Source organism: Coprobacter fastidiosus (genome assembly GCF_982245605.1).
The window spans coordinates 129,473-142,171 of record NZ_CEVCIF010000002.1; the positions used below are offsets into that span (position 1 = coordinate 129,473).

Annotated in this window: 14 protein-coding genes; 5 read left to right on the forward strand and 9 right to left on the reverse strand. The window is 38.4% G+C overall.

From position 1 onward, the window contains the following. Window positions 1–2 precede the first annotated feature (2 nt). From AC0UMU_RS01155 to AC0UMU_RS01190, 8 genes are all read right to left on the reverse strand, one after another. Entirely contained in the window at window positions 3–1,214 is a 1,212-nt protein-coding gene (locus tag AC0UMU_RS01155; protein ID WP_473979852.1) for a relaxase/mobilization nuclease domain-containing protein, read from the reverse strand. Then, complete coding sequence (locus AC0UMU_RS01160; protein ID WP_032855182.1) at window positions 1,211–1,630, reverse strand: plasmid mobilization protein; 420 nt, start codon at window positions 1,628–1,630, stop codon at window positions 1,211–1,213. Before AC0UMU_RS01160 ends, AC0UMU_RS01155 begins: the two co-directional genes overlap by 4 nt. Window positions 1,631–1,944: 314 nt before the next feature. Then, on the reverse strand, window positions 1,945–3,015 hold the full coding sequence (locus AC0UMU_RS01165) for an AAA family ATPase (protein ID WP_004300576.1): 1,071 nt from the start codon (window positions 3,013–3,015) through the stop codon (window positions 1,945–1,947). Between the two features lie 2 nt (window positions 3,016–3,017). Next, window positions 3,018–3,392, reverse strand: a complete 375-nt coding sequence (locus AC0UMU_RS01170; RefSeq protein ID WP_004300575.1) for a helix-turn-helix domain-containing protein — start codon at window positions 3,390–3,392, stop codon at window positions 3,018–3,020. Window positions 3,393–3,491: 99 nt separating this feature from the next. Further along, the gene (locus AC0UMU_RS01175; RefSeq protein WP_004300574.1) at window positions 3,492–4,265 is read right to left on the reverse strand and encodes a hypothetical protein; all 774 of its coding nucleotides are present in this window, start codon (window positions 4,263–4,265) and stop codon (window positions 3,492–3,494) included. A 167-nt stretch (window positions 4,266–4,432) separates the two neighbouring features. Continuing rightward, entirely contained in the window at window positions 4,433–5,548 is a 1,116-nt protein-coding gene (locus AC0UMU_RS01180) for a tyrosine-type recombinase/integrase (RefSeq protein ID WP_032855155.1), read from the reverse strand. A 117-nt stretch (window positions 5,549–5,665) separates the two neighbouring features. After that, window positions 5,666–6,544 (reverse strand): helix-turn-helix domain-containing protein, encoded by an 879-nt coding sequence (locus AC0UMU_RS01185; protein ID WP_004300570.1) that lies wholly within the window; start codon window positions 6,542–6,544, stop codon window positions 5,666–5,668. A 475-nt stretch (window positions 6,545–7,019) separates the two neighbouring features. Next, a complete protein-coding gene (locus tag AC0UMU_RS01190; protein ID WP_278714770.1) occupies window positions 7,020–7,724 on the reverse strand; it encodes a YiaD family glycine zipper/OmpA-like lipoprotein in 705 nt (234 codons plus the stop codon). 326 nt (window positions 7,725–8,050) lie between these two features. Between AC0UMU_RS01190 and AC0UMU_RS01195 the strand changes: the two genes are divergently transcribed. Next, window positions 8,051–8,740 carry a superoxide dismutase gene (locus AC0UMU_RS01195; RefSeq protein ID WP_009319539.1) on the forward strand — a complete coding sequence of 230 codons (690 nt, stop codon included), beginning with the start codon at window positions 8,051–8,053 and terminating at the stop codon, window positions 8,738–8,740. Between the two features lie 64 nt (window positions 8,741–8,804). Here the strand turns inward: AC0UMU_RS01195 and AC0UMU_RS01200 are convergent, their stop codons facing one another. Then, window positions 8,805–9,068, reverse strand: coding sequence for a type B 50S ribosomal protein L31 (locus AC0UMU_RS01200; protein WP_009319538.1), 264 nt, complete (start codon window positions 9,066–9,068; stop codon window positions 8,805–8,807). A 306-nt stretch (window positions 9,069–9,374) separates the two neighbouring features. Here AC0UMU_RS01200 and AC0UMU_RS01205 point away from each other — a divergent pair, with 306 nt between their 5' ends. The 4 genes from AC0UMU_RS01205 (at window position 9,375) to AC0UMU_RS01220 (ending at window position 12,586) form a co-directional block, all read left to right on the forward strand. After that, window positions 9,375–10,109 (forward strand): tyrosine-protein phosphatase, encoded by a 735-nt coding sequence (locus AC0UMU_RS01205; RefSeq protein ID WP_278714743.1) that lies wholly within the window; start codon window positions 9,375–9,377, stop codon window positions 10,107–10,109. 14 nt (window positions 10,110–10,123) lie between these two features. Continuing rightward, a complete protein-coding gene (locus tag AC0UMU_RS01210) occupies window positions 10,124–10,405 on the forward strand; it encodes a LysO family transporter (RefSeq protein WP_009319536.1) in 282 nt (93 codons plus the stop codon). After that, window positions 10,402–11,004 carry a LysO family transporter gene (locus tag AC0UMU_RS01215; RefSeq protein ID WP_278714742.1) on the forward strand — a complete coding sequence of 201 codons (603 nt, stop codon included), beginning with the start codon at window positions 10,402–10,404 and terminating at the stop codon, window positions 11,002–11,004. The genes AC0UMU_RS01210 and AC0UMU_RS01215 overlap by 4 nt, the downstream gene beginning before the upstream one ends. Before the next feature lie 406 nt (window positions 11,005–11,410). After that, the gene (locus AC0UMU_RS01220; RefSeq protein ID WP_278714741.1) at window positions 11,411–12,586 is read left to right on the forward strand and encodes an OmpA family protein; all 1,176 of its coding nucleotides are present in this window, start codon (window positions 11,411–11,413) and stop codon (window positions 12,584–12,586) included. Window positions 12,587–12,699: the final 113 nt, after the last annotated feature.

A 12,699-nucleotide genomic window follows, 5' to 3' on the forward strand; every position in this document is an offset into this window, starting at 1 on the left:
GCTTATCGTTTTAATCCTATTTTCGGTTTCTTCCCTAACGAACGACTGGCTGCACGAGCGCATCTGCGAGCCCATTGCAAATCGTCTTCGTCCTTGTCGCGCCACGGAAGGTCGCTTTGAGAACCTCCACCACCTCCATCGGTTGTTACATTGGGAGTATCTATCAGTCCAACAAATATAGCTACAGCCATATCGGTAAGTTCCTGACAGTTGGCAATAAACCTATAATCAAATTCGTCATTGAAACAGTCAAGAACTTTTTCCGGGATATAGAATCTGTAATCCTTACCTTCATAGCTGAGGGTATAGGAAATCATATCCTGACTATATGTGAGATATTGGGTATAGTCAATAGGAGCAACCTTATGTATCGCTGCCTGTTGAACGGCTTTGGGAGCATTATTTCTAATGACGGTAGCTGACTGATGGTGCAGTTTCTCCCATGTCGCAGGAAGTTTCGAGACCATCAGGTTCCTGCCGATTCCCAATTCTGAAGCCTTGTATTTGGTGTTTCCATTCATGAGGGCATATCCACGAAGAATACCTTTCTTGTCCTCTCTTTCATGGACGGTATAACCTTTCCGTATAAGAGTGTTCTTGTACTCATCCCATGACCATGATGGCATTGCTTTCAACACCTCCATACAGTCCCGGTTCACTTGTGGAATGTTACGATTTCTGATTTGTTCTGCAGTCGTCCAGCCACGTTTCTTTGCCACTCGCTCGGCGGCACGTTGCGCCCGAAGATGAATGTTATGGTCGTTGTTGATATTGCCATTTTCATCCAAACGGCAGACCGCAGCATGGAGGTGGGGAACTTCGCCTTTGGATTCTGTATGCAGCCAAACAGAGTATTTACTGTTAGCTAAATTGGTTGGACAGGAACGGATTTTTCCATCCTTGCCGGTAATCACCTGTTTGTCGAACTCCTCGGCGAAATCTTGCCAAAGTTTTTGCCAATCTTCGATGTCATAGAATTGGGTATGTTTGGGCGATGGACTCAACTCGATTCTGATAACGGAGTTCTTTATCGGGCGATGCTGGGATATGGTCAACTGCATGGAGTTCCATATCCCCATAGCGTCCGGTTCTGAGGGCAACAGATTGTCCAATACCCGATAAATTTTCTCCGGATGCTTCTTATGTTGTGATTCACCGGTAATGTAACGGAGGTCGTTGATGCCGTGCGATATGGCTTTGGCTTTTGCAATCATTCTTCTTCGGATTTAAGGTTGGACGGAATTTTGTTCTTCTCTTTTACAGTATTCAGGAACTGGCAGACACTTTCGGCTACATTGCCAAGTTCCTTGAGCCAGTTGACCATGAACGGAATCTGATTGAACATTGCCATGCGCTGCTTTGTGGACATTCCGTGTAGGGCGGAGGTGTATTTTACGAGGTCTGCCCGACAATCGTCCAGATTCTGCAACAGGGCTGCTTCTTCTTTCGTAAGTCTCACTTTGGGCTTGAAGTTATAGGCACACGACAATAGGTAATCACTTATGGTCATACCGCATTGGGTAGCCATTGATTTTATATACTCCTTTTGAGTAGGAGTGACTTTCGCTCCGATGAAGACGTTTCTGGTTTCTTTAGAGGAGTTCGATGTATTTTCAATATCTTCTTTCATTTGAATCATTGTTATAATTGTGAATAGGTGCGAGCTTGCGAGTACCGCACCGGCGAGGGAACTGAGCAGGCAAGAGTGCCAGTGTACAACCGTAACGTAGTGAGGTTATACCTTGGCATATCTTGCAACAGATACCTGTTGATGCTTTCCGGCAAGCCATATTGGATGTACATACAGAATCGGCAGACGGATTTGAACCAGAAACTAAGATATTCATCTAAAAGAGGGGGGATAGAATGAATACCTTGTGTGCAACCCCTGACTACTTTGCTTTATTCTTATATATACGCCCCGACAATAAAGTAAAGTTGAACTCAATAATGGTATTCTGGATTGAAGGCATAATCTTTCCCTTCTTTTATAACCATTTGTTTGTCACTGAGCAATGTTGCGACCTTTACCGCCTTGTTATAACCGAGTTTTATACCCTGTAATCCGTAACCCTCTTGCAAGCGTTCTATATAATCATCGTAATTGTTGATGTTGCCATTGGCAAAAACGGCATTCAATGCTGGACGATGTACATTCTTTGGAATCTCCTTGTCCGGATCGAACGGTCCTTTGGTTGGTCGTCCGGTCTTCTTCTCTTTTGGCAGATAGGACTCTACCGGTTCGGGTATGGCTTCCTCGTTTATGCGGAAAGCGAAAGGTTCAAACTCACGGTCGCGGATATGCACGGCTTCGACCACGCTTATGGTCTTGTCCTCTTTATCCACCTCGATCTGCATAATGGTTTCCGCTTTATTGTTGAGTTCAGTGCCGATGTGACCACGAGCATGTTCGTCATTCTTGTTCTGATGCAGTACGGTATGGATGTGAATCTGTCTGTCGTCCGTCCACTGCATGAATTTGGAGATGATATCGGTAGATTCACCGGGAGAATTGATGTCATACAGGAAATCACGAATGCCATCTATGATGACCAATCCCAAATCCGGTATTGTGCCAATGGCCTGTTCGACTATCGCCAGACGTAGTTTAGGGGAGAACTTGCGTAGAGCCAGCATGAGCAGATTATCCGGTTTCTTGTCTTCCGGCAATTCAGCTAAACGTAGGATTCGTTTCAATATCTGCTGGCAATGATGTCGTCCTTGCTCCGTGTCGATGTACAGAATATTTCGCTTATTATCGGGAAAAGTGGACCGATAATGAAGAACGGTGCTGTTTCTCAATGCCGATGCGACTATGGCCGATACGTTAAAGGTTTTCTTGCTTTTGGCTTTTCCGATGGACGCACTGAAGTTTCCTAATGTACCGATAACAGCATCGTCTACCATCAGCACCACTGGCGACTGCTCGTAGGTATTCGTCACGCTCACGATTGAATCTTCCATGTAAACCGCCAATTCTTCACATGAAGGAGTCGTATTGTCCGTCTTCTCCATCTTTACCAGTTTTTCGGGTTCGGTTTACGACGATGGGATGCGAGCATGGACTCATTCTCTTCCTCAAAACTTTGCGGAGCCGGAGTCTTTCGGGAAGATTCCAGCCATCTATCCAGTTCATCACGATAGATGTAGAGATGTTTTCCTTGTTTTATAACCGGAATATCATCCTTTTTGACCTTGTAATAAAAGGTTGACAACGGCATTTTAAGATAGTTGCAAGCCTCCTGTACGGTCATGGGAACGTGCGTGTTCTCTTTGGTTTCGTACTGCTTGGAAAGTTTCTCCGTTAGCAGATTTTCCATACTTGCGATTCTGTCGCATAGTTCGCCCACCACAGTCGGCAGGTCGTTGAATGTCAGTTGGTCTTTTTCCATATTATACTCTTTTAATCGTTTAATATACTGCGAACCAACTCAATGAAACCTTGCAGAACAATACAGACCGGATTAATTATTTCGTCTGCATGCGTTTTTTTAGTCTGAGTTACTATTATCTGTTTCTAAATGGAAGCGATAATCGCCTTTATCGGGCACGTCAATAGGAATCTGACTAGGAACTTGATCCCGTAAATTAAGTTTGAGATATTCAAGAGTCGCATTTTCGAGTTCGTGAGGAAATGAAGACTTGATAAAAATGGCTCTTTTTGCCAATGATACTCCCAAGCGTTCACCTACATTCCATGCCAGATGGCGAAGTCCCGGTGATCTCAGTGGATTATCTATATTGGAGCGAATGGGCTTGTATAAATCGGATCTATCACAGGCCATATACTCAATATTAGAAATGAGGATTGCAATAGCTTCTTTAGACAGATAGGGTGCGGTTTTAATAGTTACATATTCACGAATAGCATTCATGACTTCTACTTGTTTTTCTGCTTCTTTCTTTTTGATGTTCTCTCGTATTGTATCATAATTATCTATAACTGAATTATTGGGCTGTTCAATAGTTTGAATTTCATCTGCACAATCGGTTTTTATTTCGAAACCAGAGTCAGTAATAATAGGAGATTGCCGGTCAAAAGAAAAATTGATTGGATTCTTCGTCAACCATGTGTAGAAAAATCGTTGCAGTAGACCACACAATAGGATTGTAACCACAAGGCCGATTATAACTGGAGTCGTTATTGTTGTGGTATTGATTTTGTGATAAGTGAATAGGTAAGTGTCTACTGCCACATAGGCAATTACCAATAATGCAAGAATAAAACTTATCCTCTTGGTCCGAATTTGAGTATTATTTGTCATCTGCTGCAAGTATTTGAAATGGTTATATGGCAAAGTTATGTGCTATATTCCAGATATATATAATTAGTGATGACGAATCGCTCAATATTTGTAAAAAATAACGGTTAGAGTATGATTTCAGACTAAAAATCATACTCTAACCGCTTAAAAATAGGGATAAGTGGCTGTCAGTCCTTCCGTGTCAAGGTAATCTTCTTGCTAGCTTCACGTTTGTTGGCATCCACTACTTTGATATACCTTTGAGTGGTGGTGATACTCTTGTGTGCCATGATGCTCTGTATGGTGCGGATGTCCGTTCCGGCAGCTGCTTGTAGCGTTGCAAATGTTCTACGATACGAGTGAAATGTTATGTTCTTGGTAATTCCGGCAGAACGAATCCACTCTTTCATTGGGATTTGCGTCCAACTACGCATAAGTCCCTTGAATACCAAACCTTTCTTTTCAGAATTATAGCCTATCAATCCCAATGCTTCTTCACTAATAGGAATGATATCTTCCGCTTTGTTTTTTTGTGTAATGATATGTACGCATTTCCCTCCGGCTGAGTAGTCTACAATATCTTCCCAGCATAGTGCGAGTATATCACTGATACGTAAACTGGTCATACATGAAAACAGCGATGCTATTTTCAGAATGGGCTTCTTGCACGGTGTTTCAGCCAACTTGTACAGTTCATCTACAGACAGATACTCCTTGACTACATCCTCTGTTTCAATCTTATCCAAAAAATCATTGACATTGGTCTTTATCATTCCATTGCGGTAGAGTATTTTCAGGAATCCCCTGAAGGTAGACCAGTATCCCGATGCGGAGTTTCGTGTTATGCGTCCTTTGCGTCTCAGTTTTTTAGCTGTGAGCAGATACTCCCGAAACTTGTTGCAAAGGTCTATGTCAATCTCTTCAAAAGTACATTTACCATGTACGAAGTTGTTGAAATGCAGATAGACAAACTCCCATTTCTGGTCATGCTTACGGAGTTGCTTGCGATAATGCTCCAAGAAGTCTGCCTTGAGTTTGTACTTGTCAAAGAAGTCATACCGTTCATTGACAACTGACTCGAACCTGCGGCAACGGATGGCTTCGGCTTTCTCGGTCATTACCTCGTTGAAATTCTGTTCTCGTTTGTTTCTCGGATTGGCATAGACATAGATGCCAAGCGATTCATGACGGATAACTTTCATAGTCTCTTTGTCTCGATACCCAGGATAATAATCTAGATAGAAAGACATCATTCTACCTTTTAACGGACGTGTTCTCAACGTTACTGTTTTACATTCATGCATACTAATATATTTTTATGGTTATTATTAATTCGCTGGCAAAACTCTGTAATGTAATCATGCAGATTATCTACAGCAGAGATTAATTTTTGAATAATTAATGGATAGCGACAAATTAGATTATTTGTGAACACCCATAACCCTGTCAAACTCTACTTTTAGGAATCGGACGAACCGTCCGTTCTTCTCGCGATTGATCTGATGGAATTGCAGAATTCCGTAAACAGAGTCGCGGGAGAGTTTGAATTTTTCCATAGCCTCCTTGACGGTATAGTATTCCGCTTTGCTCTCCTGTTCTGAACTCTTCGAGAGGTCGAAGTGGAGCTTTGAGTAGAATATCTGCCCATGTTCCTTCTTGGATGGGATATTGTTCCGATACACCTGCGAACGGATGGCGACGCGTGTCATACCGTATTTTTCCTGAATATCTTCCGGTGTGTACCATTCGGTCAAGTCGGAATCCACCTCGTATTTGGCAAAGGCAGCATCGATATGTTTCTTGCTATAATAGTTGAATTGGCGTATTCGTACCTTCGGAACTTTGTGCTGCCGTGTATAAGTCCACACCCATTTGGCGTTGACCTTATATTTCTCTGCAATTTCTTCAGCAGTGTAATACTCAGTGATGTCGAAGTCCTCTTTAGGCATGATGCGCTCATACGGTTTGGTTTTCATCATTAGTTCGATGTCAGCACGACGAATGAGCGACTTCTTACCACTGATGCGTGAAGCCCGAAGTTTGGATTCCTTTACCAATTTATATATGTATTGTCTGGTTACGCCCATCAACTTTGCTGCTTGGGCAAAAGAGAAGAAATCCTGTCCCTCGGCGGCTTGTCGAGGTTGCAATAATTCTTGCGATCGTTTCAACTGTCGCTTACGTTCCCGGATGCGCTCCTTGTAGCCAAGATTGGAACACTGGTGGCTACAATAACAGGTCGTTGTTTTTTGAGCTATGAATGGCTTTCCGCACCATTGACAAATCTTTCTTACTTCCATATTTTCCTCCTTTACATTGGGGATAATTTCGCCTTATTTCTCCCGATTTTTGTCAATACATGTAAACCACTGTCAACACACGTCAACTAATGCGTCACTGTGACATTCGGGCTAACCGTGAATTTCTGTCGCGGTAGAAATATGATAGAAAAATATAGATAAAAACCGTTATCTCCAAATACGGACTGGAAAGTGTTAGAATATAAAAGTCGCTGAAATACAGCGACTTTATTCTAAATGGTTATAGTTAGTTATGGCAGTTTCTAAGCCATCACTTTCCGATGCAAAAAATCTATCAGATCATCTTTGTGTTTTTCTTAGCCTGTTTTTCCGAAAATATCAACCCAAAAACATCCGCACAAAATTTAACAGGTTCTTACAAAGAAAGACTTTTCATTTGAAAAACCAAAAAGGTGCAGAAAGCAATATTGCTTTTCTACACCTTTTCACCAACACACACATCAAAAAAATCTATTTATTGAGCATTCTGAATCATTTCCGGAGCTGCCGTAATATATATTTCCACTCTCCTATTTTGCGCACGCCCTTCCGGAGTCGCATTCGATGCCACCGGATCATTCCAGCCGAATCCTTTTGCAGAAACACGACTCGAACGGACTCCGTCACTGACCAAGTAATTGACGACCGACTCTGCACGTTGCAGAGACAAACGTTCATTAAGTTGTTGACTTCCAGTATTGTCTGTATAACCGAAAACTTGTACATTCGTCTCAGGGTTCTGTACCAAATTTTGAGCGAGTTTATTTAAATCGGCTTTAGAAGAAGCATTTAACTGAGAAGAATTAATCGCAAATAAAATTCCATTCTCAAAAGTAACCTTTATCGCCTGCAAATTATTACTGTCTTTTACTTTCTCGATCTGTGCATTTTTTAGCTGAGCTTCAAGTTCCTGCTGCTGCTTATCCATTTTCCGACCGATCAAAGCTCCTGTACCAGAGCCTACAGCAGCACCGATCAAAGAACCTATCCATGCACCTTTGCCACCTCCTACCAATGCCCCGATCCCTGCACCTGCTGCAGCACCAGAACCAGCACCGATAGTAGCACCTTGACCGGTTTTAGACATACCTTGCCATGCAGAACATCCCGTTCCTGTCAATAAGCTGATACACAATACTATAATTATTCCATAACGGAACTGTTTACCATATCTATTCATCATTTTCAAACTTTTATTTTCAATAAAACAGTAAAAGGTTATAGAAAGTTCTATCTTAACTATTAAAATATTTGCAATTTTCTCCAATAAAATCTATACGAGTTTGTTTAGACCTTGCTCGAGTCGACTTTAAAAACATTTTTCTTGTCTTCACAAGAATAACAACAGGTTACCTAAAGAATAAAAATGTAAAAAACAGATCGAAAAAAATAAAAACGAACTAACTGATTTTCTGCATCGGAAAATTTAAATTGGTCCTAAAAAAGAACCATTCTCGCTTTCTATGGTTATTATAATAAAATGTTCCTATAAAAATAAATTACCAAATGAAAAGACTAAAGCAGATAACAATAGTACTGGTTTTATCAGGATTTATTTTCACTCAAAATCCATACGCCCAAAATAATATAGTAAAAACAAAATCCGAAAATAGCGAAATTGTTCTTCCTCCTCTTCCTTATGCCGAAAACGAATTAGAACCGTACATCAGTGCACAGACAGTAATGCTTCATTATGGTAAGCACCTAAAAGGCTATATTGATAATGTAAATCGTTTAATAAAAGAAATATCTAATCTGGAAGGAAAAGACTTGGAAACAATTGTCAAACAATCGGAAGGCTCTCTCTATAATAATGCCGCCCAAGCATGGAATCATATTTTTTATTTTGACGCTTTTTCTCCGCATGCACAACATTTACCATCCGGCAACTTAGAAAAACAAATAAATAAACAGTGGGGAAACTTCGAAAATTTTAAAACAGCATTCACCAATACGGCAAATAATTTATTTGGCTCAGGATGGGTATGGTTAATCAAAAATAAAAACGGAACACTGGATATTATTGGAGAAAGTAACGCAGGTAATGTTTTAAAAGGAAATGGAAAACCTCTATTAGGCGTCGATATTTGGGAACATGCTTATTATTTAGATTACCAAAACCGAAGAGCAGAACACATCGACGGACTTTGGAATATCATAGACTGGAGTATTGTAGATAGAAGATATAATGAATAAACGAATATAAACAAAAAGGAGTGATAATATCACTCCTTTTTGTTTGAAATATCTATAATATAAATTATTTCTGCTTATTCTGCATATGTTTAGAATAACGGCTCATAAACTTATCAACACGTCCTGCAGTATCCACCAATTTCTGTTTTCCGGTAAAGAACGGATGTGAAGTATTCGTGATTTCAAGTTTTACCAACGGATATGTTACCCCGTCTATCTCAATAGTTTCTTTAGCAGCTACAGTAGAACGAGTAATAAATATGTCATCATTAGACATATCTTTAAATACTACCGGACGATAATTCTCAGGATGAAGACCTTTTTTCATTATTATATCTTTTTAATTATTTCAAATAATATAAATCCACGTTGGTAAGCGTGACTTTTTTGTAATGGCTCGCAAATGTATAAAGAAATTCTTATACACGAAAATTTTTCCAATTCTTTTTACAAAAACAAGGAATAATAGAAACCCATCTAATTTTTACATAAAACTATTTTTGAGTAAACTTTAAACAGGCTCTTAATATCTCTTATCATGAATAGAGAAATTATAAAATATAAAGGGCTACTGCTTTTTTAAAATTTAATCTTGTATTTTTGTAACTAATTAATTAAGATATATTCATACAAAATGTTCAGTTTTTTCAAGAAAAAAAATAGCCAAACACATAAACTTTGCTACGAAGTAGATCTTCATTCTCACATCCTTCCGGGAATAGATGATGGATCACCGAATACAGAAAAATCGATCGGCTTAATCCGCGAAATGCAAAATTGGGGAATTAGAAAAATTATCGCAACTCCTCATATTGCAGAAGAAACTTTCGAAAATACTCCAGAAACTATAAAAAATGCATGGGATTTATTGAAGGCCACACTCAAGACTGAAGGTATCGAACAAGAAATTTGTTATTCTGCCGAATATCGCATCGATGACGGTTTCATACGAATGTTTGAATCGAATCAGCTAATCCCTCTTCCCGATAACTATCTATTAGTTGAAAATTCTTTTATACAAGCTTTCTGGAATTTAGATGAACTGCTTTTTCAACTGCAATTGAAAGAATTCAAACCCATTCTTGCACATCCCGAAAGATATGCCTACTATCATAATCAAAAAAACATATATACGACAATGCACAACAATGGTTGTGCATTTCAAGTAAACCTTTTATCTTTTTCCGGATATTACGGAAAAAGTGTAAAAGAAGCAGCTTTTTGGCTCGCAGAGCAAGGCTATATCGACTTTTTAGGAACAGATTTACATAATATGAACCATGTCCAGGCAATCAGTAATTTTTTGACGACAAAAGACTATACCAAATTGATAAGTAAAATCAACATCAAAAACGATATGCTTAAATAAAATACTCTTGCATAATGTTCAGCGTAATGGGATTCATGTTAGCCGGTATTTTTATCGGCTATTTTCTAAAACAGCAAAAAAAGCTATTCAAAATTATCGGGAAACTGAATATGTGGATTATCTTCCTTCTTTTATTCAGTATGGGGCTTTCCATAGGCAACAACAAAAGCATCATAGAAAGTCTCGATCATTTTGGCATAACAGCAATAATAATAGGACTTGCAGCCACTGCCGGCAGTGTATTGTTATCTATACCTCTTTATAAATTTCTATTTAAAAGACAATCTGATAAATGAAAAGCAGTTTCATCATTTTATGCTGTTTTATTACCGGCATCTTATTAGCATATTATCGATACGTTCCGGACATATTCCTGACATATGACTACAGCAACTACATATTACCGGTCATGATGTTCTTTGTTGGCATAGGAATAGGCGGCGACATTAAAAGATTATATGTCCCTATCAAGAAATATAAACTAAAAATCATACTAATCCCCTTGGCAACCATTTTCGGTTCAATCATCATTACAGCACTTATCTCTCCGCTATTCGATATTACAACAAAAGAAACAATTGCCATCGGGTCTGGTTTTGGTTATTACAGTTTATCTGCTATATTCTTAAATAAATTAGCCGGATATGAAATAGGAATGATGGCTCTTATCAGTAATATGACCCGTGAGATAACAGCACTCCTTTTTATACCCATTTTAGCTCGTTATTGCGGGAAACTATCTCCTATCTCTGCGGCAGGGGCCACATCTATTGACACGACATTGCCTATTATTGCAAAAAGTTGCGGAGAACAATTTATCGTCATTTCTATATTTCATGGTATCCTTGTCGATATCTCTGTCCCTATTATTATAAGTCTATTATACTATTTTTAAGCAAAATGACCCGCTCTGAATTTTACAGGAATATTTTTTACGATTTAGAGTCCATCTATATTTTTCAATAAAAAATACCATCAAGTCATTTTTGCGTTTTATTCCGGTTTTAGCAAAATCGAGTATAGAGTCTTCAAAAACTTAAATATACCAGCGATTTCATCGCTTAAAATGATTAGAAATACTCTTTTTTACTTTATAATCTTTCCTACCTTCTCCATTTTATCTCCCTAAAAATTAATTCACAAAGATACCATTCTTATTAAAATACAAACATTTTAACACTTTACAAACAATTTATTACTGAAAAATGTTGATGCTTTTTGATTTTATAGTACCTTTGAACAGTATTTAGGTGAAAATTAAGGCTGAATTAAAAAAACAGCTTGTATAACAAATGTAACTTATGAAAAAGATTGTATTTTTCTCTCTTTTAGCATTATTATCATTCGATATTAATGCTCAAAATGCTTCAGAAGATTCAATTACAACCAAAAACAGTTTCGTTGTTACTCGTTTTAAAAGTAATTGGTTTCTTAATTTCGGGGCTAATGCAAATGTTTATTTAGGACAAAATGACAGTAAATTGGATTTTGGGAAACGCATAGCACCCGGATTCACAATTTCTGCAGGAAAGTGGGTAACACCATGGTTAGGTGTACAATTAGGATTAGACGGAATGCAATTAAAAGGTGCAGCTCCTGCTGCGGGAATGGCGTATGTGAAAAATGACGAACTTCTCTCTAACGGCTATTACAAACAAAAATGGTTCTCATTTATGCCTCATGCAGATTTAATGGTAGATATGGCTAATTTATTCGGTAAATACAAAGAAAATCGAGTATATAATCCTATTATTACGGGAGGTGCGGGATTCATAGCAGACTCTAAAGGTGGTAATTACAGCCAAGCCGTACAATTTGCATTTATCAATAAATTCAGAGTAAGTAAAGCTTGGGATATCAACTTGGACATAAAAGGAGCTTGGATCGGAAATGACTTTGATGCAGAAGGTGGATCAAGAGGTGATGGATTATTCTCTGTGGGTTTAAGCGCAACTTACCGGTTTAAGACCCGCAAATTCGTACCTTATCAGCCCAAATATATCAAAGACACTAAAGCTGCCAACGAATGGAAAGCAAAATATGATGCTGCCAATAATAAAGCCGGTCGTTTGCAAGCAGAAAATAATGATTTAAAAGAAGCTTTGAAAAATGCTAAGAATACTAAGACTCCGGTCAAAGAAGTTGTAAAAGAACCTGTAAAACCGCAGCTTATTATTTACTATACAGCAGATTCTTATTCGATCAAAGATAAAGATATGATCTTATTAAAAGCTCTTGCTAAAGAAATGAAGAAAAATCCTGACAGCAAATACGAAATATGCGGATATACAGACAGTAAAACCGGAACTCCTGAATATAATTCTGCATTAAGAGAAAAACGCGCAAATAATGTTATTAATACCTTAATTCGTTTAGGAGTTGATAAAGATCAATTGGTTAAGAAAACAAGTGACCAAACATTAAATCAGTTCGGAGCATATGCACTTGACAGAGCTGTTACTATTACAAAAATCTAAAATTAATAATTTCAATATCAAAAAATTATTAATTACCTGAATTTTTATTTTTCAAAAAGAGGGTGTATCAAAATTCCGATACATCCTCTTTTCATATCCATCGGTAAAGAATG